The sequence below is a fragment of the Cellulomonas sp. P5_C6 genome, assembly GCF_054049635.1.
The window spans coordinates 1-21,400 of the sequence record NZ_JBFULZ010000034.1; the positions used below are offsets into that span (position 1 = coordinate 1).

Genomic DNA, 21,400 nt, shown 5'->3' on the forward strand with positions numbered 1-21,400 from the left:
CCCCGGCACCCGGTCGTCCGCCCTCGGCCTCGACGGCGCGGCGAGCGGGGGCCGGTGGTCGCTGCTCCCCGCGCGCGAGGTCGACCCCACGCTCCGGGCGCACGCGCTCGCCGCGCAGCTGCTCGACCGCCACGGCATCCTCACCCGCGCCGTCGCACCCGCCGAGGGCATCGGTGCCCGGTTCGCCGACGTGTACCGCGTGCTGTCGGCGCTCGAGCAGGGCGGCCAGGTGCGCCGCGGCTACTTCGTGGAGCGCCTCGGCGGCTCCCAGTTCGCGCTACCGGGGGCGGTCGACCGGCTCCGGGTCGACGCGCAGGTCATCGAGCGGTCGGCGGACGAGCACGCGCCCCACGAGGACCAGGTCGTCGTGCTCGCCGCGACCGACCCCGCCAACCCGTACGGCGCCTCGCTGCCGTGGCCGGCTCCGGGGCCGCAGACCGAGGACGCCGGCACGGGTCGGCACCGACCGGGCCGCAAGGGCGGGGCGCTCGTCGTCCTCGTCGACGGTGCCCTGGTGCTCTACCTCGAGCGCGGCGGCCGCACGGTCCTGTCGTTCACCACCGACGCCCGCGTCCTCACGGGCGCCGCCGACGGCCTGGCGTCGACCGTGCGCGCGCGACGCAGCGGCCAGCTCACGATCGTGCGGGTCGACGGCGTCGAGGTCCTCGCCGGCGCCCTGCACGGCACGCTCGGGCAGGCGCTCGTCGCCGCCGGGTTCGCGACCACCCCGCGCGGCCTGCGGCTGCGGGACCGGCCGTGACCCCGCGGCCTGACCGATGGGCCTGGTCGTGACGGCCCGGCGCCGGTGGGACCGGTCGTGACGGAGCGGGCCCGTGCCTGAGGGCGACATCCTGCGCCGGACCGCCGACCGCTTCCAGCTCGCGCTCGCCGACCGGGTGGTCACGCGGTCGGACCTGCGCTGGCCCAGCGCCGCGACCGTCGACCTGGTCGGCCGGACCGTGCTGGAGACCCGGTCGTACGGCAAGCACCTGCTCACCCGGTTCGACGACGGCCGCACCCTGCACACGCACCTGCGCATGGAGGGCCGGTGGCGGATCGCGCGGAGCGACACCGACGGCGCCTCGGCACGCTCGCCGCACGTCCGGGCCGTGCTCGGCAACGCGGAGTGGACCGCCGTGGGTCTCGACCTGGGCATGCTCGACGTCCTGCGGACCAGGGACGAGCACACGGTGATCGGCCACCTGGGCCCGGACCTGCTCGGCGAGACCGTCGACGTGGACGAGGCGCTGCGGCGCTGGTCGGCCCGCGGCTCGACCCCGGTCGCGGAGGTGCTGCTCGACCAGACGGTCGTCGCGGGGATCGGCACCATCTTCGCGGCCGAGTCCCTGTTCTCCGAGCGCCTGTGGCCGTGGACCCCGGCCGACCAGATCGAGGCCCCCGCGCGACTGCTGGCGGTGGCCCGCCGCCAGCTGCAACGCTCCGTCGCCGACGGACGGCCGCCGGGGCACGTGCACGGCAGGCTGCGCGAGCCGTGCCACCGCTGCGGCACCCGGATCGCGGTCGCGCAGGCGCGCAAGCCCCCGATGGAGCGCCCGATCTTCTACTGCCCGCGGTGCCAGCAGAGCCCGCGGTAGCTCGTCGGGAACGAGCAACGGTCCGCGGACGAATGTCCACGGACCGCGCAGGACGACGCGCGGACACCATCGTCCGGCGTCACGGGCGCACCCCAAGTGCCCCGTGGATCGGGTGCACACGCGCCCGATCAGGCAAAGACGGCCGAGGCCGTCAATCAGCCGATGGCTGCGAGCTCCGACCGCGACCGCGCCCAGCCGGAGTCGGCGGCACCGGCCACCGACGCCGCGAGGTCCGCGGGCACCGTGTCGGGGATCAACAGACCCTCGGCGACTGCGACGCGGTCACTGACCTCGCGCAGGACGAGCGACATCGGGACGTCGAGCGCCTCGCAGATGCTGTTGAGCAGCTCCGACGACGCCTCCTTCTGACCCCGCTCCACCTCGCTCAGGTAACCGAGCGACACGCGGGCTGCCGACGACACCTCACGCAGGGTGCGCCCCTGGCGCTGTCGCGCATCCCGCAGCACATCGCCGATCTCTCGACGTAGTACAACCATTCGGGCTCCCCCTCTCGCGTCACGTGCCACATCCGCCCCGGGAGCCGGAGTCCGCTGCGGACCCTTCACCGGGAGGATTCCACCGTACCTTGCACCACCGACACGCGAAGGCAGGCGTCGTGCCGGGGGTCGAGTGCTCATCACGGTCGTTCCAACGATGCGACCCCTTGCAGTGTTCCCGCTGACCCCGCGCGCCACCCAGGGCGAGCCGCAGATTCACCCCGATCGGCCCACGAATTCCACCCCCAGCGCCAGCACGGCGTCCACGGACCGGGCGCGGACGGTGCCCCGGTCACCGGTCAGCCGCAGGGTCCGTACGACGGTCCCGTCGGGGGTGGAGACCGCGACGTGGACGGTGCCGGGCGGGTGCCCGTCCTGCGGGTCGGGGCCGGCCACGCCGGTCGTCGCGAGCCCGACCTCGGCGCCGAGCCGCTCCCGGACGCCGAGCGCCATCGCCTTCGCGACGTCGGGATCGACCGCGTCGCGAGCCGCGAGCAGGGCCGCGTCGACGCCGAGCAGCGTTCCCTTGAGCTCGGTGGCGTAGGCGACGACCGCGCCGCGCAGCACGGCGGACGCGCCGGGCACGTCGACGAGCGTCGCGCAGACGAGCCCGCCGGTCAGCGACTCGGCGACGGCCAGGGTCCAGCCGCGGGCGCCGACGGCCGCGAGCAGCTCGGGAGCGCCCGGCACGTCACAACCCGGCGGCGGGCGGCCGGGCGGCGGTCCGGCGGATCTGCAGCCCGGTCCGCAGGTAGTCCAGGCCGGTCACGACCGTCACCACCAGCGCGGCGGCCATGAGGATCGCCGCGACCACGGACACCCACGTCGGCAGCTGGTCCAGCGGCAGGAGGTAGAGGCCGATGGCGACAGACTGCAGGACCGTCTTGAGCTTGCCGCCCCGGGATGCCGGCAGCACCACGTAGCGCAGCAGGAAGAACCGCATCGCCGTGATGCCGAGCTCCCGGATCAGGATGATGACCGTGACCCACCACGACAGGTCGCCCAGCCACGACAGCAGGATCAGCGCGGTGCCGATGAGCACCTTGTCCGCGATGGGGTCGAGGAGCTTGCCGAAGTTGGTGACCTGGCCGGAGCGCCGGGCGAGCCAGCCGTCGAGGCGGTCGGTGGCCGCGGCGAGGGCGAACAGGGCGGTCGCGACGAGCCGGCCGGTGGTGCTGTGCCCGCCGTCGACGAGCAGGGCCCAGGCGAAGAACGGCACCATCGCGATGCGCAGCACCGTGAGCGCGTTCGCCAGGTTCCAGGCGGAGGGCACAGAAGGCGCTGGAGGCACGGCGTCGGACACCCGGACAGCCTAGAGGGGTGCGAGAGGTGGGCCGTCCACGAACTACAGTCCGCGTGTGACCCGCCACGCCCGCGCCGGCCGACGCTCCCCCGTCGTCGTCGGCCTCGCGATCCTGCTGCTCGTGCTCGCGAGCCTCGGTGCCGTCGCGGCGGCACTTCGGCCCTGGGACTCGACGGTCGCCGCGCAGACGGGCACGCCCGCGCCGCCGCCGGTCAGCCAGACGCCGACCCCGACCCCCACGCCCACGCCGACGGCGGACCCCGACGCCGAGTTCTCGATCGTGGCGGCCGGCGACGTCCTGCCGCACCTGCCCGTCCTCGCCGACGCGCGGACACCCGGCGGGGGCTACGACTTCGGACCGCTGCTCGCACCGATGGACCCGTGGGTCCAGGGCGCTGACCTTGCGCTCTGCCACCTCGAGGTGCCGGTCGCGCCCGCGGGCACCCCGCCCAGCGGCTACCCGCTGTTCGGTTCTCCGGCGGAGATCGCCTCGTCGCTGAAGGCGCAGGGCTGGGACGGCTGCTCGACCGCGTCCAACCACTCCGTCGACCGCGGCTTCGCCGGCATCACGGCCACGCTGGACGCCATGGACGCCGCCGGCCTCGGGCACGTCGGCACGGCCCGCAGCGCGCTCGAGCAGTCGCAACCGCAGCTGTACACCCTCGAGCGGGCGGGCCAGTCGATCACCGTCGCGCACATCGCCGCCGCGTACGGCACCAACGGCATGCCGATCGACGCCGACAAGCCGTGGTCGGTCAACCTCATCGACGTGCCCGCGATGGTGGCGCAGGCGACGGCGGCGCGCGCGGCCGGTGCCGACCTGGTGATCGCGAGCGTCCACTGCTGCGTGGAGTACCGCACCGAGCCGACGCCCGAGCAGGTCGCGTTCGACCAGCAGCTGGCCGACTCCGGGGTGTTCGACCTGCTCATCGGCCATCACGCGCACGTGCCCCAGCCGGTGGAGCACCTCAGCGGTGGGCCGCGCGGCGAGGGGATGTGGGTGGCCTACGGGCTCGGCAACTACATCTCCAACCAGGACGGCGAGTGCTGCGTGGAGAACACCGACTCCGGGCTGCTGCTCACCGCGCACGTGGAGAGTACGGGCGCGTTCCCCGCGGAGGGGCGCGAGGCCGGACCCGCACGCGTCACCGGGGTCGAGTGGACGCCCGTGACCGTGGACCGGCTGGGCGGGCACCAGGTGCACGCGCTCGTGGACATCGCGGGCGGCACGGGCACGCTCAGCGCCGCGCAGGTGGCGGACCGCCTGGCCCGGGTGGTCGCCGCGGCCGGGACCCAGGCGCCGCAGCGGACGACGCCAGTGACCACCACCGGGCCCGCGCCCGTCGTCGTGCCGCGCGTCAGCGGCTGATGTCGCCCGGCTGCGCGCTGCCGTACAGCCAACCCTGGCCGTAGCGCCAGCCGTTGCGGTGCAGGTACTCGGCCTGCTCCTCGTGCTCGATGCCCTCGGCGATGGTCACCATCGCGAGCTCGCGGGCCAGCGCGCCGAGCGCCCGGGCCACCTTGCCCGCGGTGGGGTCCTCGGGGATGCCGGACGTGAAGGACATGTCGAGCTTCACGCCCGCCACCGGCAGGTCGCGCAGGTACGACAGCGGCGAGACGCCCGTGCCGAAGTCGTCGAGCAGGATCGGCACGCCCGCGGCGGACAGCTGCGTGAGCTCGTGCCGGATCCGCGTCCCCGACGCCACCAACGAGGACTCGGTGAGCTCGACGACGATCCGCCCGGCCGTCAGGCGGTGCCGGGAGATCTCGCCGAGCAGGGTCGTCGCGAACTCGCCGTCGCCCAGCTGGTCGGCCGACACGTTGACCGACACCCAGCGCGTCCGGTCGTGGATCGAGGCGACGAACTCCACGACGCGCGTGGCCACCAGCTGCCCGAGGGCGACGGACATGCCCGCCTCCTGGATCAGCGAGAGGAACGAGGCCGGCAGCAGCAGCCCGCGCGTGGGGTGCTCCCAGCGCACGAGGGCCTCGTAGCCGACCACCCGCGAGTCCGACAGGTCGACGATCGGCTGGTAGTGGACCACGAGCTGGTCGTTGGAGATCGCCGCGGCGAGCTCGCGGTGCAGGTCGGACGCCGAGCCCATGGTCATCGACGGCTCGTAGACCTCCGTGCGGCTGCGGCCGGAGCCCTTGGCGCGGTAGAGCGCGGCGTCGGCGGCGGCGAGCAGCCCCGGGGCGCCGCCCTCGATCGAGTCGGGGTCCGCCAGCGCGATGCCGATGCTCGCCGCGACCGTCAGGCGGCGACGGCCGACGCGGACCTGCTCCAGGAGCCCGGTGTGGATCGCCGCCGCGACCTCGAAGACCGCCCGCGGACCGTCCAGGTCCTGCACGACCACCACGAACTCGTCGCCCCCGAGCCGTGCGACGGTCCCGCGGCGCGCGGTCGCGGCGCGCAGGACGCCCGCGACGTGCACCAGCACCTCGTCGCCCGCGGCGTGCCCGTACCGGTCGTTGATCTCCTTGAACCCGTCGAGGTCGCACGCGAGCACGGCCACACGGTCGACCACGCCCGGCTGCTCGAGCACCGACTGCAGGACCTCCTGCAGGAGCGTGCGGTTGGCCAGGCCGGTCAGCGGGTCGTGCATGGCCCGGTGCGTGAGCATCTCGGCCTGCAGCCGGGACTCGGTCGAGTCCCGGACCTGGACGACGAAGTGGTCGGGCGCCCCGGTCGGCGTGCGCACGAGCGCGGCATCGAGCGCGACCCAGACCTGGTGGCCGTCGGCGCGCTGGTAGCGCTTCTCGAGGGAGAACCGATGCTGGCCGCCACCGAGCAGCCGGTCGACCTCGAGGCGCTCGGCGGGCCGCCCCTCGGGCGTGCTGAGGTCCTCCATGCGGTAGCCGCGCAGCGCGCCGACGCTGGTGCCCAGCAGCTCCGCGAACGCCGCGTTGGCCTCGACGATGCGCCACTCGAGGTCCACCAGCGCCATGCCGATGGGGGCGTTCTCCATGGCGACCCGGAACTGCATCTCGCTGCGGGTCAGCGCCGCCTCGACCTCGCGGCGCCCGGTGACGTCGACCAGCGTCGTGAGCACCGCGGCCACGTCGCCGTCGCCCGCGGGGACCAGCTGGCTGGCCACCTGGACCATGCGCGCCTGCGTGGTGTCGGTGCCGGGCAGCGCCACGCCGACCAGCTCGGAGTCGACCGTCCAGCCCGCGCGCGCGACGCCGCTGCGGTGGCCCAGCACCGCCGCCGGGTTCATCGCCAGGCCCATCTCGTTGACCAGCACCACGGGGAGGTCGCCCACCGAGCGGCCGACCGAGGACGCGGCATCGATGCCGAGGATCGCCGCGGCGCGCTCGGAGATGTCGAGCACCTTGCCGGACAGGGACTGGACGAGCACGCCCTCCTTGGTCACGGCCTGCAGCGCGTCGTACCGGTGCCGCAGCTCGCGCGACAGCTCCAGCAGCTCGTTCGCGCGGCGCACCTGGGCGCGCTGCCTGGCCAGGAGGATGAGCACCGCCACGAGTGCCACGATCGCCACGACGGCGATCACCGTGCTGACGACCCCCAGGGGGCCGGAGGTCGCGACGGTCACCGACCCCCGCCGGACCACTGTCCGGCGTCGTCCTCCTCCGCGCCGTCGAAGTAGTCGGTCGCCACCGGCGGCTCGCCCGGCAGGGCCCCGTCGACGGTCGCGTACCGGTCCTCCTCCTCGCCGGGGGCGCCGCGCAGCATCGCCAGCGTGCCCGCCAGGTCGTCGGGCTGGATCAGCACCTCGCGCGCCTTGGAGCCCTCGGACGGGCCGACGATCTCGCGCGACTCCAGCAGGTCCATGAGCCGACCCGCCTTGGCGAACCCGACGCGCAGCTTGCGCTGCAGCATCGACGTCGAGCCGAACTGCGTGGTGATCACCAGCTCCGCGGCCTGCAGCAGCAGGTCGAGGTCGTCGCCGATGTCGTCGTCGACCTGCTTCTTCACCGGGGCCGCCGCGACGTCCTGCCGGTACACGGGCTTGAGCTGCTTCTTCACGTGCTCGACGACGGCGTGGATCTCCGACTCCGACACCCAGGCGCCCTGGGTGCGCATGGGCTTGGCCGCACCCATCGGCAGGAACAGCGCGTCACCCTGCCCGATGAGCTTCTCCGCGCCCGGCTGGTCGAGGACGACCCGCGAGTCGGTGAGGCTGCTGGTCGCGAACGCGAGACGGGACGGGACGTTGGCCTTGATCAGGCCGGTCACGACGTCGACGCTCGGGCGCTGGGTGGCGAGCACCAGGTGGATGCCGGCCGCGCGCGCCAGCTGAGTGATGCGCTGGATCGACGCCTCGACGTCGCGCGGGGCGACCATCATGAGGYCGGCCAGCTCGTCGACGACCACCAGCAGGTACGGGTAGGTCGCGATCTTGCGCTCGGAGCCCGGCAGCGGCTTGACCTTTCCGGCCCGGACCGCGGTGTTGAAGTCGTCGATGTGCTTGAACCCGAAGTTCGCCAGGTCGTCGTAGCGCGCCTCCATCTCGCGCACCACCCACTCGAGGGCCTCCGCGGCCTTCTTCGGGTTGGTGATGATCGGCGTGATGAGGTGCGGGATGCCCTCGTAGACCGTCAGCTCGACGCGCTTGGGGTCGACGAGCACCATCCGGACCTCGTCGGGCGTCGCGCGCATGAGGATCGAGACGATCATCGAGTTGACGAAGCTGGACTTGCCCGCGCCGGTGGCGCCCGCGACCAGCAGGTGGGGCATCTTGGCGAGGTTGGCGGTGACGTAGCCGCCCTCGACGTCCTTGCCGACGCCGATGACCATCGGGTGCTCGGTGCGCTTGGCCGCGCTGGAGCGCAGCACGTCGCCCAGCGACACGGTCTCGCGGTCGGTGTTCGGGATCTCGATGCCGATGGCGGACTTGCCGGGGATCGGCGACAGGATCCGCACGTCGGCGCTGGCCACCGCGTACGCGATGTTCTTGCTCAGCGCGGTGACCCGCTCGACCTTGACGGACCGGCCCAGCTCGACCTCGTAGCGCGTGACGGTCGGGCCGCGCGTGAAGCCCGTGACCTGCGCGTCGATCTCGAACGCCTCGAGCACGGACGTGAGGGACTCGACCACCCGGTCGTTCGCGGCCGAGCGGACCTTGTGCGGCGCACYCTTGGCCAGCGCGTCCTCGGCCGGGAGCGTGTAGAGGACGTCGCCGCCGAGCATGGGCTGCTCGCCCCGCGGGACCGGCGTCGTCTCCGGTGCCACGAGCGGCGTCTTGGCGACCACCGTCGTCGGCACCGTGTCCGGGGCCGCGTCTCGTGCCGCCTGCGCCTCCGCCTCGGCCTCCGCCGCGGCGACGATGGCCGCGCGCGCGAACGCCTCGTCGCCGTCGTACCCGTCGAGCCGGGTGTCCTCAGGCTCGTCGACGTCCTCCGCGCGCCGGCGCCGGCGCGCCAGCAGCCCACGCTTGGCCGGCGCCGCCTCGATCTCCGGCACGGCGGTGTGCAGCGCGTTGATGACGAGCGGGGCGTCGTCCTCGACCTCGTCGGCGTCGGACGCCGACGCACGGTGGTTGCCCGTGAGCCGGTCGTAGACGCCGCGCAGCCGCGGGATCACCTGGTGCACCGGGGTCGCGGTGACGACGAGGACGCCGAAGAACGCCAGCAGGATCAGCAGCACGACGGCCACACCCGGCGTGAGCAGGCTGGCGAGCGGGGTCCCGACCAGGAAGCCGACGATGCCGCCGGCGGCTCGCAGCGCGGCGAAGTCGTCGGTGCCCGGCAGGCCGGCGGCGATCTGCACGAGGCCGCACACCGCCAGCGTGATGGCGCCCAGCCCGATGACGATGCGGCCGTTGGCCTCGACGCGCTCGGGGTGCCGCATGAGCCGGATGGCCAGCCCGAGCAGCACGACCGGCACGACRACGCCGACCTTGCCGAACGTGCCGGCGACCACGTTGTGCACGAGGGTCCCGGCCGTGCCGGACAGGTCCCACCACTCGCGGGCGGCGATGATGATCGCGAGGCCGAGCAGGGTGAACGCCAGTCCGTCCCGGCGGTGCGACGGGTCCAGGTCCTTGGCGCCCCGGCCGACGCGGCGGGCGGTGCCGCCGACGAGGTGGGCGGCACCCATGAAGGTGCCCTTGACCATCCGCACCGGCAGCGCCGGCCGGTGCGGCGGCGGGGCAGGCTTGCGGGTCTGCGGTCGGGAGGAGCCCGACTGCTTTCCGGCGGCGCGCGACGTCGTCGGCGCACCGGACCGGGCGCGTGGGGTGGACGTACGAGTCGCCATGGTCCTCAAAGTAGCCGGGGCTGCCGACGACACAGCCGTGCCTGGGCGCGTGTCGCCCGCGCGTTCACCCGAGCAGCAGGCCCACACCGAGCGCGACGACCCCGGCGGCGAGGAGAACGGCGCCCACCGCGAGCAGCACGACGGCCCTGTTGGGCGCCTCGCGACCGCGGCCCATCGCGGCGAAGAAGAAGCCGGCCGGCATGACGATCGCCGCGATCAGGACCCCGGTCTGCGCCAGCCAGCGCCAGAACCCGGTGAGCGACGTCGCCTCGCCCAGCAGCAGGCAGACGAGCCCGAGCGTGACCAGGACGCCGGCGTGCGCGTGCCCGGCGCGGTAGAAGCTCTTCTGGAACTCGGTGGCCTGCTCCTTGCCGGTCACGACGCGCAGCAGGAAGGCGCCGCCGGACTCGATGGCCACCACCGTCAGGGCGACGACGCCCGCCGTGACCCGGGCGGCGTCCGTGAGCTCGATCATGTGCCCTCCTCGTTTCCGAACACTGTTATAGAACCTTGTTCGCAAACCCTGGTCAACCCCCTAGACTCGCCGGATGGCCCGACCCCGCGTGCACGACGACGCCCTGCGCGTGCGCCTGCTCGAGGAGGCGTCGGCGATCGTCGCCTCGGCCGGCGCCGCGGGGCTGACGGTCCGGGACCTCGCCGCCCGTTCGGGCACGTCGGCGTCGGCCGTCTACTCGCTGTTCGGCAGCCGCGAGGACCTGGTTCGCGCGGTCGGTGACGAGGCCTTCGCGCGCTTCGCCCGGCGACTCGCCGCGGTCCCGCAGACCGCCGACCCCGCCGCCGACCTGCTGGGCCTGGGCCTCGCCTACCGGCGGCACGCGCTGGAGGACCCCCACTTCTACCGCGTGATGTTCGGCGCGGCCGGCGCGGGCCTGCAGGACGGCACTCGCGGCCCGGCCACCGCGAGCGCGACGTTCGGGGTGCTGCGCGACGCCGTCGGGAGGGTGCTCGACGTGGGCGCCGAGGCCGCGCAGGAGCCCGCGCTCGGACTGTGGGCGCTGGTGCACGGGCTGGTCGAGCTCGAGCTGGGCGGGCTGCTGCCGGACGGGTCCGCCGACCGGTACGCCCGGACGCTGCGGGCGGCGGGACCGGGGATCCTCGGCGGCTGACCAGCCGGTGTGGGTGGTCCGTGCCACGGTGGGTCGATGTCCGTGACCCGCCGGCAGGTGCTCCGGTACCGCGTGCACGCCCAGCAGCTCGACCGGGACGTCGTCGCCACCCGGGCGCCCGACGACGCCGCGATCCTCGACCACGGCGTGCAGGACACCGGGCCGGACGGCGCCCTCTGGGCGCTGGCGGTGCGGGGCGTGCCGGTCCGGGCGCACGAGTGGCCGACCGAGCTCGCCCTCGCCTGGACGGTCAGGGCCGCTCCGCACGCGTACCGCCGCCGGGACCTGCGGGCCGTCGAGCAGGCGCTGCGCCCCTACTCCGAGGCCGACGCGGCCAAGCGGGTGATCAACGCCTCGGGCCCGCTCAAGGCGGCCGGCATCCCGGTCCTGGAGGCGATGTCCTCGGTCGCGCGGACCATGCGGGAGGTGGTCGACCAGCCGATGGCCAAGGGGACGCTGTCCACCCGGATGACGGCCGAGATGAGCGATCCGTACCTGCGCTGGTGCCCGGCCTGCGGCGCCACGCACATGTACGAGATGCCGTTCYGCCTGGCCGCCCTGCACGCCGGGCTCGAGCTGGAGCCTGACACCTCTCCTCCGGTGGTCCGCCGGATACCGCGCTGGCCCGCCGGGCAGGTCGGGGTCCTCGACCGCCCGACGGCCGGCGACGACGGGCCGGTCGACCTGCTGCGCGGGCTCCTCCACCTGCTCGGGCCCCTCACGCCGAGGCAGGCCGCCGAGTACCTCGACGCTCCCCTGCGGGACGTCACGGACCGGTGGCCGCAGGACGCCGTCGAGGTGGACGTCGACGGTGCCACGGCCGCCATGCTCGACGCCGACGTCCCCGCCCTCGAGGACCCGCCCGACAAGACGGTCGTGCGGCTGCTCGGCCCGTACGACCTGTTCCTGCAGGGCCGTGACCGCGCCCTGGTGGTGCCCGACACGGCGCACCACAAGGCGCTCTGGCCCACGATCGGCCGCCCGGGTGCCGTGCTCGTCGACGGGGAGGTCGTCGGCACGTGGCGACCGCGCGCCAAGGGGAAGACGCTCGGGCTCGAGCTCGACGAGTGGGTGCCGTGGACCGCCCGGACCAGGGCGGCGGTCGGCGTCGAGCACGAGCGGCTGGCGCAGTTCCGCGGGGTGAAGCCCGCCTGACCGGTCGGGTCGGTTCAGAGCTCGGTGGGGACCCCGCGCTCCAGCACGACCAGCCGGTCACGCCGGCCGCCCGCCGCGAAGCGCGCCTCGACCGCGGCCAGGGGGTCGACGAAGTGCCCCCAGTCGCTGTGGTGCACCGGGACGATCCGCGCACCGGGCAGCAGGTCCGACGCCGCTCCCGCCCGCGCGGCATCGAGCGTGAGGGGCTCGTCCCCGAACCGCCCGACGTTGGCGCCGCCGACGAACAGCACGGCGATCCCGATCCCCGGCACCCGGCGCGCGATCGCGTCGACCACGTCCAGGGAGGCGTTGTCCCCCGAGACGTACACGGTCGACCAACCGTCGGCCTCGAGCACGAACCCGGTGACCACTCCGCTGAGCGGCTCGGCACCCTCGGGACCGTGCCGGGCAGGGACGGCCGTGACCGTCACGTCGCCGACGGTCACCCGCTCCCACGGCGCCAGGCCGCGCACGCCCTCGAGCCGGCCGGCGGCATCCGGCGTCGACAGGACGGTCGGCACGGAGGCGAGGAGCTCGCGACCCGCGTGGTCGAGGTTGTCGGCGTGCTGGTCGTGCGAGAGCAGGACGACGTCGACCGGGCCCAGCCGGTCGACCGGGACGGCCGGGCCGACCAGCTTGTGGAGGGTGGCGCCACCGCTCGGGTAGTCACCGGGCGGGTCGAACGTGGGGTCGGTGAGGAACGTGAGGCCGGCGTACGTGAGGCGCAGCGTGGGTCCGCCGACGAAGGTGGCGGTGATCGACGAGGTCATGAACCCAGCGTCGTCCGGTCGGTCCCCGACGACCAGTGGCCCGAAGGACACCGTTCGCTATGATCGGGCCATGCACGAGGTCGCCGTCGTCGCGTTCCCCGGGATCAGCCCGTTCCACCTGTCCGTGCCGTCGACGGTGTTCGCGGCGCGCTCCCGCAGCGCGCCGACGCCCCGCTACCGCGTCACCGTCTGCGCCGAGGAACCAGGCCTGATCAGCACGGATGCCGGCTACGACCTGGCGGTCGCCCGAGGGCTCGACGCGCTGGCCGAGGCGGACACCGTGGTGATCCCGAGCTGGCACGTCGGTCGTGAGCCGTCGGCAGACCTCGTCGCGGCCGTCGTCGCCGCACACGACCGCGGGGCGCGCGTCGTGGGGCTGTGCCTCGGGTCGTTCGTCGTCGCCGCGGCCGGGCTGGTCGACGGGCGCGAGGTCGCCACGCACTGGTCGGCGGCTCCCGAGCTCGCCCGCCGGCACCCGTCCGCGATCGTGCGCTCGGACGTGCTGTGGTGCGACCTCGGCGACGTCGTGACCTCCGCCGGGGTCGCCGCCGCGCTGGACTGCTGCCTGCACGTCGTGCGCGGCGACCACGGCGCCGCGTTCGCCGCGGACGTCGCCCGCGCGCTCGTGCTCGCGCCGCACCGGGACGGCAGCCAGGCGCAGTACATCCCGGCGCCGGTCGCCCCCGAGCCGTCGGCCGACCCGGTCGAGGTCGCGATGGGCTGGGCGGCCGCCCGCCTCGACGAGCCCCTGGACCTCGACACCTGGGCGGCGAGCGTGCACCAGTCGCGCCGCACGTTCACGCGGCACTTCCGCGCCCGCACCGGGGTCAGCCCCGCCCGCTGGCTCCTGCGGCAGCGCCTGGTGCGGGCGCGCGTGCTCCTCGAGTCCACCGACGAGCCCGTCGAGCAGGTCGCGKCGTCCTCCGGGTTCGGCTCGTCGGCGGCCCTGCGGCAGCACTTCGCGCGCGAGTTCCGCACGAGCCCGCGGCAGCACCGGGCGACCTTCCGCACGGCGTCCTGACTGTCGGTGGGCGGTCCTACGGTGAGTGCATGCTGGTCATAGCGACGCCGCTGCTCCGCCACCCGGGCCCCGCATGAGCCGCCGCGGCTGGATCCTGCTCGTCGCGGTCGGGGTCATCTGGGGAATCCCGTACCTGCTGATCAAGGTCGCCGTCGGCGAGGTCACGCCCGCCACGGTGGTGTTCGTGCGGACCGCGCTCGGCGCCCTGCTCCTGCTGCCCTTCGCCCTGCGCGGCGGCGGCCTGCGCGTGCTCCGCGGGCACTGGCCGGCGGTCCTCGGGTTCGCCGTGCTCGAGATCGTGCTGCCGTGGATCCTGCTGTCCAACGCCGAGCGCACCCTGTCCAGCTCCACCACCGGGCTCCTGGTGGCCACGGTCCCGATCGCGGCGGTCGTGCTGGGCCGGTTCGTCGGCGACCGCCGGGCGGTCGCGCCCATCCGGTGGGTCGGCCTGCTGGTCGGCCTCGGCGGCGTCGCCCTGCTGCTCGGACCCGGCGCGGCCGGTGGGGACCCGTGGGCCGTCGCGCAGGTGCTCCTGGCCGCGCTCGGCTACGCGTCCGCGCCGATCATCGCGGACCGCGCCCTGCGCGACGTGCCGGCGATCCCGCTGACCGCCACGTGCCTCGGCATCACGGCGCTCGTGTACCTCCCGTTCGTGGTCGCCTCCGGGCGGCAGCCGTGGCCGCCCCTCGACGCCGTCCTCGCGCTCGTCGGACTGGGTGCCCTGTGCACCGCGCTCGCGTTCGTGCTCTTCTTCCGCCTCATCGTCGAGGTCGGGGCGGCGCGGTCGACGCTCGTGGCGTACCTCAACCCCGTCGTCGCGGTCGCGCTCGGCGCGCTCGTGCTCGACGAGGCGATCACGGTCACGGTGCTCGCCGCGACCGCGCTGATCCTGCTCGGCTCGGCGGCGGCGTCACGCCGGCCGCGGGCGGACGCCGTCGCACCCGTCGACCCCGTGACGGTCGACGAGGCGCTCGCCACCGACGGCGACCCCCAGGTCACCCCGTCCTGACGCTGAGGCCGCTCGGACGACGTCAGTCGGTCGAGGGGTTGAGCTCGGCCGTGGTGACCTCACTGGCGCGCACGAGCCAGCTGGTCAGGACCCTGCCGTACCCGCCGCTGTCGATCAGCTCCTGCACGGCCTTCTGGATCGCGACCGTCAGCGCCTGGTCGTCCTTCGAGACGGCGATGCCCTGCGGGGCGGTGGCGAACGCCTCGCCGAGCTGCTCGAGCTGGCTCGACGTCTCGATCGCGTAGGCGATGATCGGCGAGTCCGCGTACATGAGGTCGGCACTGCCGACCACCAGCGCATCGGTCGCCCCCGTCTGCGTGGCGAACGCGAGCCGCCGGATCGCCTTCTTGCCGGCGCCCTCGCACTCCTCGGTGAGCGTGCCGAGCTCCTCCTCCTGGATCGTGCCGGCCTGGACCGCGACGGTCCTGCCGCACAGGTCGTCGGCCGAGATCCCCTGCGGGTTCCCCTTGCCGACGGCGAAGGCCTCGCCGGCCTCGAGGTACTGGACCATGTTCACCTGCTCCATGCGGTCCGCATTGATGGTGAACGAGGAGATGCCGACGTCGTACGTGGAACCGACGCCCGGGATGATGCTGGAGAAGTCGGCGGTCCGGACGTCGGCCGTCAGCCCGAGCACGACCGCGATGGCCTTGGCGAGGTCGACGTCGTAGCCGACGGGCGTGACGCCGTCGACGTCCAGGTACTCGGCCGGAGCGTACGAGGTGTCCGCCCCGACGACGAGCGTGCCCCGGGCGGCGATCTCGGCTGGCACCAGCGCGGCGATGCTGTCGACCTTCACGATGGCGCTCGAGCGGGGCGAGCTGCCGTCGTCGGGCACCGCCGCTGAGCTCGGGCTCCCGCTGCCTCCGCACGCGGTGAGGAGCAGGGCGGACGCGGCAGCGAGGGCTGCGGTCGCGAGGACGGGGCGACGACTGCGCACAGGGGACCTCTCGCGGCGCCGGGGTGGGGCACCGTCTGGTTCTTGGCTGGGCCCGCGGGCGCAGGAAGATCAGGGTGCGCGCGGGGAGAGCATTCGCGCGATCGTACGGCCCGGAAGCCCATACCACACAATCAGACAATTCGGCAAGCCGTGCCGTCCGACCTGATTGTCCCCATTCCCCCGCTGCGTGCGCGCGGGCGTCAGGCCTCGACGACCACCGGGATGATCATCGGCCGGCGACGCAGGCGGTTGGACACCCAGCGGCCGACGACGCGGCGCATGACCTGCTGCAGGACGTGCGCGTCGGAGTTGCCGTTGCGGGCCGACTCCTCGAGCGCGGCCGTGAGCTCGGGCAGGATGTCGTCGAACACGGCGTCCTGCTCGGCGAACCCGCGGGCGTGGATCTGCGGGCCTGCCAGCACCTTGCCGTCGGCCGAGCTGACCACCGCGAAGATCGAGATGAAGCCCTCCTCGCCGAGGATCCGCCGGTCCTTGAGCTCGACCTCGGTGATCTCGCCGACGCTCGAGCCGTCCACGTACACGTAGCCGCAGGGCACGGCGCCGACGATCCGGGCGCGACCGTCGATGAGGTCGACGACGATCCCGTCCTCGGCCAGCACGACGCGGTCGGCCGGGACCCCGGTCTGCACCGCCAGCGCGGCATTGGCCACGAGGTGCCGGATCTCGCCGTGCACGGGCATGACGTTGCGCGGCTTGAGGATGTTGTAGCAGTACAGGAGCTCGCCGGCGCTGGCGTGCCCGGAGACGTGCACCTTGGCGTTGCCCGAGTGCACGACGCGCGCGCCGAGCCGGGTGAGGCCGTTGATCACGCGGAAGACGGCGTTCTCGTTCCCGGGGATCAGCGACGACGCCATGATGACCGTGTCGCCCGGACCGACGGTGACCTTGTGGTCGTTGTTGGCGATCCGGGACAGCGCCGCCATCGGCTCGCCCTGCGACCCGGTGCACATGAGGACGATCTCGTCGTCGGGCAGCGTCTCGACCTGCTTGAGGTCGATGAGCACGCCGTCCGGGACCTTCAGGTAGCCGAGGTCGGACGCGATGCCCATGTTCCGCACCATCGACCGACCGACCAGGGCGACGCGGCGGTTGTGCGTGTACGCGGCGTCGAGCACCTGCTGTACACGGTGCACGTGCGAGGCGAACGACGCGACGATGATCCGCTTGGTGGAGTCGGCGAAGACCTGGTCGAGGACCGGGCCGATCCCCCGCTCGGGCGCCACGAACCCGGGCACCTCGGCATTGGTGGAGTCGACCATGAACAGGTCGACGCCGCGCTCGCCCAGGCGCGCGAACGCCCGCAGGTCGGTGATCCGGCCGTCGAGYGGCAGCTGGTCCATCTTGAAGTCGCCCGTGTGCAGGACGGTGCCGGCGGACGTGTGCACGGCGACCGCGAGGGCGTCGGGGATCGAGTGGTTGACCGCGATGAACTCGCACTCGAAGCCGCCGAACGTCGCGGTCTGCCCCTCGCGCACCTCGCGCGTGACGGGCTGGATCCGGTGCTCCTTGAGCTTGGCCTCGATGAACGCGAGGGTCAGCTTGGAGCCGACCAGCGGGATGTCGCGGCGCAGGCGCAGGAGGTACGGCACGGCGCCGATGTGGTCCTCGTGGCCGTGCGTGAGGACGATCGCCTCGATGTCGTCGAGCCGGTCCTTGATGTACTCGAAGTCGGGCAGGATCAGGTCGACGCCGGGCTGGTGGTCCTCGGGGAACAGGACGCCGCAATCGATGACGAGCAGACGGCCTGCGTGCTCGAGGACGGCCATGTTGCGGCCGACCTCTCCGAGGCCACCCAGTGCGACGACGCGCAGGGCGCCGTCGGCGAGTGCCGGCGGCAGGGTGAGCTCGGGGTGCGGGTGACTCATGGGGCTCCTGGTGGGTTCAGCGCACGGCGACGTCGAGCAGCCCGGCGGCCTGCAGGCCGTCGCGGATCAGCGCGAGCTCGTCGTCGTTCGCGGGGACGAGCGGGAGGCGCACCGTGCGCTCGGGCAGGACGCCCAGCACCTGGAGCGCGGCCTTCGCGGCGACGGCCTGGAAGCCGGCACCGTTGAGTGCGTCGATCGCGGGGATGATCGATCGGAAGATGCGGAGCGCCTCGACGTGGTCGCCGGCGTCGAACGTCCGGCCGATGTCGGACAGCTGGCGGCCGGCGACGTGGCCGGAGACGCTGACGATGCCGGCGGCGCCGTGGGCCAGCAGCGTGAGGAACGCGCTGTCGTCGCCCGAGTACCAGGCCAGGCCGGTGCGGGCGATCGCCTTGGCGGCCGCGTAGGGGTCGCCCCCGGCGTCCTTCATGGCGATCACGCCGTCGTGCTCCGCGAGCGCGTCGATGGTCTCGGGGGCGAAGCGGACGCCGGTGCGGCCCGGGACGTCGTAGAGCATGACGGGAAGCGGGGTCGCGTCGGCGACCGCCTCGACGTGCCGGCGGACGCCCTCCTGCGAGGGCCGCGAGTAGTACGGGCTGACCACGAGCAGGCCGTGCGCACCGGCCTCGGCCGCCTGCTCGGCCATCCGGACGGCGTGCGCGGTGTCGTTGGAGCCGGCGCCGGAGATCACCCAGGCACGGTCACCCACGGCGTCGACCACGGCCCGGACCAGCTCGGCCTTCTCGGGCGCGTGGGTCGTGGACGCCTCGCCGGTCGTCCCGTTGAGCACCAGCCCGTCGTTGCCGTGGTCGACCAGGTGCCGCGCCAGCTGGATGGCGCCGGAGACGTCGACCGCGCCGTCGGCCGTGAACGGCGTGACCATCGCGGTGAGCACGGTGCCGAACGGTCGAGCGGACGTGGAGGTGCGCGGCATGGGGCCACGGTACCGCCCCGGGCACCCCGGTCGTCCGCCCGATCCGCGCCTCAGGCGCGCAGGTACGTCTCGAACCGGTACCGGGTGCCGCCCGCGGCCGACACGTGCCAGCCGTGCTCCGGGTCGGCGTCCTGGCGCCGCCAGGTCCCCGCGTCGAGCGCGGGGGCACGCGTGTCGCCGCCGACGTCGAGCGAGACCACCGTGACCTCGACCCGGTCGGCCCGCGGCAGGAAGGTCCGGTACACCTCTCCCCCGCCGATCACCCAGGCATCGCGGTCCCCGACCAGCCGGAGCGCCTCGTCGACGCCGTGCGCGACCAGCGCGCCCGCCGCCTCGAACCCCGGGGTCCGCGTGAGCACGATGTTGTCCCGACCCGGCAGGGGCCGGAAGCGCGGGGGCAGCGAGCCCCAGGTCGCCCGCCCCATGATCACCGGGTGGCCGCTGGTGAGCTCGCGGAAGTGCGCCATGTCCTCGGGGACGTGCCACGGCAGCGTGCCGTCGCGCCCGATGATGCCGGTCGGCGTCTGGGCCCAGACGAGCGCGAGGCTCACACGGCCACCGGCGCCTTGATGGCCGGGTGGTACTGGTAGCCGACCACCTCGACGTCGTCGAACGTGTAGTCGAACAGCGACGCCGCCCGGTGCAGGTTCAGGGTCGGCGCGGGGTACGGCGTGCGGCTCAGCTGCTCGCGGACCTGGTCGACGTGGTTGTCGTAGATGTGGCAGTCGCCGCCGGTCCACACGAAGTCGCCGACCTCGAGCCCCACCTGCTGGGCCACCATGTGCGTGAGCAGCGCGTACGAGGCGATGTTGAACGGCACCCCGAGGAACAGGTCCGCGGACCGCTGGTACAGCTGGCAGCTCAACCGCCCGTCGGCCACGTAGAACTGGAAGAACGCGTGGCACGGCGCCAGCGCCATGGACGGGATGTCGGCGACGTTCCACGCGGAGACGATGTGCCGGCGCGAGTCGGGGTCGCGACGCAGGTTGGCCAGCAGCTCCGTGATCTGGTCGATGTGCCCGCCGTCGGGCGTCGGCCAGCTGCGCCACTGCACGCCGTACACCGGACCGAGCTCGCCGTCGGGACCGGCCCACTCGTCCCAGATGGTCACGTTGTTCTCGTGCAGGTAGGCCACGTTGGACTCGCCGCGCAGGAACCAGAGCAGCTCGTGCACGATCGAGCGCAGGTGCACCCGCTTCGTCGTGACCAGTGGGAAGCCGGCCGACAGGTCGAACCGCATCTGGTGGCCGAACACGCTGCGGGTGCCCGTCCCCGTGCGGTCCGCCTTGGGGGTCCCGGTCTCGAGGACGAGCCGCAGGAGGTCCTCGTACGGGGATGGCACAGGCGCGTCCGTCATGGTGGTCATCGTAGGTCTGGCCGCCGACAGGCCGGGTGCACGTCCACCCGTGCGTCGGCGCCCTCCGGGAGACATACTCCACGGTATGACGCCGTCGTCCCTGCCCCCCACCGTCGCCGCCCACGTCCCCACCGGGGTCCTCGTCGGCGGCTCGTGGCGCCCCGCCAGCACCGGGCGCACATTCGAGGTCGCGGACCCGGCAACCACCGAGACGCTCTTCGACGTCGCGGACGGCGGCGAGCAGGACGCCCTCGACGCCCTGACCTCGGCGCACGAGTCGTTCCCCGAGTGGCGGTCCACCGCCCCCCGCGTCCGGGCCGAGCTGCTGCGGGCCGTGTTCGACACGCTCACCGCGCGCACGGAGGACATCGCCTCGCTGGTCACGGCCGAGGGCGGCAAGCCGCTCGCGGAGTCCCGCGCCGAGGTGGCCTACGGCGCCGACTACGTCCGCTGGTACTCCGAGCAGGCTGTGCGTTTCGACGGCCTCGCGCGCCGCGCGCCGTCGGGCACCAACCACCAGCTGGTGCTCCGCCGCCCGGTGGGACCCGCCCTGCTGATCACCCCGTGGAACTTCCCGATCGCGATGATCGCGCGCAAGGTGGCCCCGGCGCTGGCGGCCGGGTGCACGGTCGTCATCAAGCCCGCGCAGCTGACGCCGCTGACCACGGCGTACGTCGCGGAGATCATCCGCGAGGAGCTCGAGGGCCGCGGCCTGCCCACCGGCGTGATCAACGTCGTCCCGTCGGCGTCGGCGCGCTCGATCTCCGGGCCCCTGCTGGCCGACCCGCGGCTGCGCAAGCTGTCGTTCACCGGCTCGACCGAGGTGGGCGCGGCGCTGCTCAAGGCGTCGGCCGACAACATCCTGCGCACGTCCATGGAGCTCGGCGGGAACGCCCCGTTCCTCGTGTTCGAGGACGCCGACATCCCGGCCGCGGTGCAGGGCGCCGTGCAGGCCAAGATGCGCAACGCCGGACAGACGTGCGTCGCCGCGAACCGCTTCCTCGTGCACGCGTCCGTGGCCGAGGAGTTCACCGCCGGCCTGACCGCGGCGTTCGACAAGCTCGTCGTCGGGCACGGCGCCGACGAGGGCACGACGGTCGGCCCGCTCATCGAGAAGTCGGCCGTGGACCGCGTCGAGGAGGTCGTCGCCGAGGCGGTCGACGGCGGCGCGCGGGTGCGCATCGGCGGCGACCGACCGGACCGTCCCGGGTACTTCTACGCCCCCACCGTGCTCGACCGCGTGTCGGCGGACCTGCGCGTCATCACCGAGGAGACGTTCGGCCCCGTGGCACCGGTGGTGACGTTCGGCTCCGAGGACGAGGGCGTCGCGCTCGCCAACTCCACCCCCTTCGGCCTGGTCGCCTACGCCTACACGCGCGACATCGGGCGGGCGATGCGCCTGGCCGAGTCCGTCGAGACCGGCATGCTCGGCATCAACCGCGGGCTGGTCTCGGACGCGAGCGCCCCCTTCGGCGGCGTGAAGTCCTCCGGGCTCGGGCGCGAGGGCGGCGAGGCCGGCATCGAGGAGTATCTCGACAGCGTGTACGTCGCGATCTGACCCCTCGCCGCTGTGCCACAGTTGC

20 protein-coding genes are annotated in these 21,400 nt (G+C 73.8%); 8 read left to right on the forward strand and 12 right to left on the reverse strand.

The genetic code is table 11. From position 1 onward, the window contains the following. Both ACXJKG_RS05970 and ACXJKG_RS05975 read left to right on the forward strand, forming a co-directional pair. On the forward strand, nucleotides 1–760 hold a 760-nt coding region (locus tag ACXJKG_RS05970), incomplete at its 5' end, for an Lhr family helicase (protein ID WP_456844833.1). Between the two features lie 73 nt (nucleotides 761–833). After that, the gene (locus tag ACXJKG_RS05975; protein WP_456844834.1) at nucleotides 834–1,595 is read left to right on the forward strand and encodes a DNA-formamidopyrimidine glycosylase family protein; all 762 of its coding nucleotides are present in this window, start codon (nucleotides 834–836) and stop codon (nucleotides 1,593–1,595) included. Nucleotides 1,596–1,750: 155 nt separating this feature from the next. Here ACXJKG_RS05975 and ACXJKG_RS05980 read toward each other — a convergent pair whose 3' ends face one another. The 3 genes from ACXJKG_RS05980 to pgsA all read right to left on the reverse strand — a co-directional run bounded on the left by ACXJKG_RS05980 (nucleotide 1,751) and on the right by pgsA (nucleotide 3,395). Continuing rightward, entirely contained in the window at nucleotides 1,751–2,092 is a 342-nt protein-coding gene (locus ACXJKG_RS05980) for a helix-turn-helix domain-containing protein (protein WP_056021088.1), read from the reverse strand. A 216-nt stretch (nucleotides 2,093–2,308) separates the two neighbouring features. Then, nucleotides 2,309–2,782: a CinA family protein gene (locus ACXJKG_RS05985; RefSeq protein ID WP_456844835.1), complete on the reverse strand. Its 474-nt coding sequence runs from the start codon at nucleotides 2,780–2,782 to the stop codon at nucleotides 2,309–2,311. A gap of 1 nt (nucleotide 2,783) precedes the next feature. Continuing rightward, complete coding sequence (gene pgsA, locus ACXJKG_RS05990) at nucleotides 2,784–3,395, reverse strand: CDP-diacylglycerol--glycerol-3-phosphate 3-phosphatidyltransferase (protein WP_456844836.1); 612 nt, start codon at nucleotides 3,393–3,395, stop codon at nucleotides 2,784–2,786. A gap of 55 nt (nucleotides 3,396–3,450) precedes the next feature. Between pgsA and ACXJKG_RS05995 the strand changes: the two genes are divergently transcribed. Next, nucleotides 3,451–4,764, forward strand: coding sequence for a CapA family protein (locus ACXJKG_RS05995; protein WP_456844837.1), 1,314 nt, complete (start codon nucleotides 3,451–3,453; stop codon nucleotides 4,762–4,764). Here the strand turns inward: ACXJKG_RS05995 and ACXJKG_RS06000 are convergent. The 3 genes from ACXJKG_RS06000 to ACXJKG_RS06010 form a co-directional block, all read right to left on the reverse strand. Beyond that, on the reverse strand, nucleotides 4,754–6,952 hold the full coding sequence (locus tag ACXJKG_RS06000) for a putative bifunctional diguanylate cyclase/phosphodiesterase (protein ID WP_456844838.1): 2,199 nt from the start codon (nucleotides 6,950–6,952) through the stop codon (nucleotides 4,754–4,756). The two genes, ACXJKG_RS05995 and ACXJKG_RS06000, sit on opposite strands and share 11 nt — an antisense overlap. Continuing rightward, the gene (locus ACXJKG_RS06005; protein ID WP_456844839.1) at nucleotides 6,949–9,618 is read right to left on the reverse strand and encodes a DNA translocase FtsK 4TM domain-containing protein; all 2,670 of its coding nucleotides are present in this window, start codon (nucleotides 9,616–9,618) and stop codon (nucleotides 6,949–6,951) included. The genes ACXJKG_RS06000 and ACXJKG_RS06005 overlap by 4 nt, the downstream gene beginning before the upstream one ends. 64 nt (nucleotides 9,619–9,682) lie before the next feature. After that, nucleotides 9,683–10,093 (reverse strand): hypothetical protein, encoded by a 411-nt coding sequence (locus ACXJKG_RS06010; protein WP_456844840.1) that lies wholly within the window; start codon nucleotides 10,091–10,093, stop codon nucleotides 9,683–9,685. 73 nt (nucleotides 10,094–10,166) lie between these two features. Here ACXJKG_RS06010 and ACXJKG_RS06015 point away from each other — a divergent pair, with 73 nt between their 5' ends. After that, nucleotides 10,167–10,745: a TetR/AcrR family transcriptional regulator gene (locus tag ACXJKG_RS06015; protein WP_456844841.1), complete on the forward strand. Its 579-nt coding sequence runs from the start codon at nucleotides 10,167–10,169 to the stop codon at nucleotides 10,743–10,745. A gap of 36 nt (nucleotides 10,746–10,781) precedes the next feature. After that, nucleotides 10,782–11,900: a DNA glycosylase AlkZ-like family protein gene (locus tag ACXJKG_RS06020; protein ID WP_456844842.1), complete on the forward strand. Its 1,119-nt coding sequence runs from the start codon at nucleotides 10,782–10,784 to the stop codon at nucleotides 11,898–11,900. A 14-nt stretch (nucleotides 11,901–11,914) separates the two neighbouring features. Here the strand turns inward: ACXJKG_RS06020 and ACXJKG_RS06025 are convergent, their stop codons facing one another. Next, nucleotides 11,915–12,670, reverse strand: a complete 756-nt coding sequence (locus ACXJKG_RS06025) for an MBL fold metallo-hydrolase (protein WP_456844843.1) — start codon at nucleotides 12,668–12,670, stop codon at nucleotides 11,915–11,917. Nucleotides 12,671–12,740: 70 nt separating this feature from the next. On the opposite strand from ACXJKG_RS06025, the gene ACXJKG_RS06030 reads away from it, so the two are divergent. Then, nucleotides 12,741–13,691: a GlxA family transcriptional regulator gene (locus tag ACXJKG_RS06030; RefSeq protein ID WP_456844844.1), complete on the forward strand. Its 951-nt coding sequence runs from the start codon at nucleotides 12,741–12,743 to the stop codon at nucleotides 13,689–13,691. 73 nt (nucleotides 13,692–13,764) lie between these two features. After that, nucleotides 13,765–14,700 carry a DMT family transporter gene (locus ACXJKG_RS06035; protein ID WP_456844845.1) on the forward strand — a complete coding sequence of 312 codons (936 nt, stop codon included), beginning with the start codon at nucleotides 13,765–13,767 and terminating at the stop codon, nucleotides 14,698–14,700. Nucleotides 14,701–14,722: 22 nt separating this feature from the next. On the opposite strand, the gene ACXJKG_RS06040 is transcribed toward ACXJKG_RS06035, so the two are convergent. The 5 genes from ACXJKG_RS06040 to ACXJKG_RS06060 form a co-directional block, all read right to left on the reverse strand. Continuing rightward, complete coding sequence (locus tag ACXJKG_RS06040) at nucleotides 14,723–15,538, reverse strand: ABC transporter substrate-binding protein (RefSeq protein WP_456844846.1); 816 nt, start codon at nucleotides 15,536–15,538, stop codon at nucleotides 14,723–14,725. Nucleotides 15,539–15,840: 302 nt separating this feature from the next. Continuing rightward, the gene (locus ACXJKG_RS06045) at nucleotides 15,841–17,526 is read right to left on the reverse strand and encodes a ribonuclease J (protein WP_456844847.1); all 1,686 of its coding nucleotides are present in this window, start codon (nucleotides 17,524–17,526) and stop codon (nucleotides 15,841–15,843) included. A gap of 16 nt (nucleotides 17,527–17,542) precedes the next feature. Continuing rightward, nucleotides 17,543–18,460: a 4-hydroxy-tetrahydrodipicolinate synthase gene (gene dapA / locus ACXJKG_RS06050; RefSeq protein WP_456844848.1), complete on the reverse strand. Its 918-nt coding sequence runs from the start codon at nucleotides 18,458–18,460 to the stop codon at nucleotides 17,543–17,545. A 50-nt stretch (nucleotides 18,461–18,510) separates the two neighbouring features. Next, nucleotides 18,511–19,011 carry a dihydrofolate reductase gene (locus tag ACXJKG_RS06055; protein ID WP_456844849.1) on the reverse strand — a complete coding sequence of 167 codons (501 nt, stop codon included), beginning with the start codon at nucleotides 19,009–19,011 and terminating at the stop codon, nucleotides 18,511–18,513. Then, nucleotides 19,008–19,817: a thymidylate synthase gene (locus ACXJKG_RS06060; RefSeq protein WP_456844850.1), complete on the reverse strand. Its 810-nt coding sequence runs from the start codon at nucleotides 19,815–19,817 to the stop codon at nucleotides 19,008–19,010. The genes ACXJKG_RS06055 and ACXJKG_RS06060 overlap by 4 nt, the downstream gene beginning before the upstream one ends. 85 nt (nucleotides 19,818–19,902) lie before the next feature. On the opposite strand from ACXJKG_RS06060, the gene ACXJKG_RS06065 reads away from it, so the two are divergent. Continuing rightward, nucleotides 19,903–21,375, forward strand: coding sequence for an NAD-dependent succinate-semialdehyde dehydrogenase (locus ACXJKG_RS06065; protein WP_456844851.1), 1,473 nt, complete (start codon nucleotides 19,903–19,905; stop codon nucleotides 21,373–21,375). Nucleotides 21,376–21,400: the final 25 nt, after the last annotated feature.

What these genes read in the sequence shown, in the direction of transcription:
- ACXJKG_RS06015 (WP_456844841.1), top strand. Translation starts at nt 10,167, where the DNA reads ATGGCCCGACCCCGCGTGCACGACGACGCCCTGCGCGTGCGCCTGCTC.
- ACXJKG_RS06035 (WP_456844845.1), top strand. Translation starts at nt 13,765, where the DNA reads ATGAGCCGCCGCGGCTGGATCCTGCTCGTCGCGGTCGGGGTCATCTGG.
- ACXJKG_RS06010 (WP_456844840.1), bottom strand. Translation starts at nt 10,093, where the DNA reads ATGATCGAGCTCACGGACGCCGCCCGGGTCACGGCGGGCGTCGTCGCC.
- ACXJKG_RS06065 (WP_456844851.1), top strand. Translation starts at nt 19,903, where the DNA reads ATGACGCCGTCGTCCCTGCCCCCCACCGTCGCCGCCCACGTCCCCACC.
- ACXJKG_RS06060 (WP_456844850.1), bottom strand. Translation starts at nt 19,817, where the DNA reads ATGACGGACGCGCCTGTGCCATCCCCGTACGAGGACCTCCTGCGGCTC.
- dapA (WP_456844848.1), bottom strand. Translation starts at nt 18,460, where the DNA reads ATGCCGCGCACCTCCACGTCCGCTCGACCGTTCGGCACCGTGCTCACC.
- ACXJKG_RS05980 (WP_056021088.1), bottom strand. Translation starts at nt 2,092, where the DNA reads ATGGTTGTACTACGTCGAGAGATCGGCGATGTGCTGCGGGATGCGCGA.
- ACXJKG_RS06025 (WP_456844843.1), bottom strand. Translation starts at nt 12,670, where the DNA reads ATGACCTCGTCGATCACCGCCACCTTCGTCGGCGGACCCACGCTGCGC.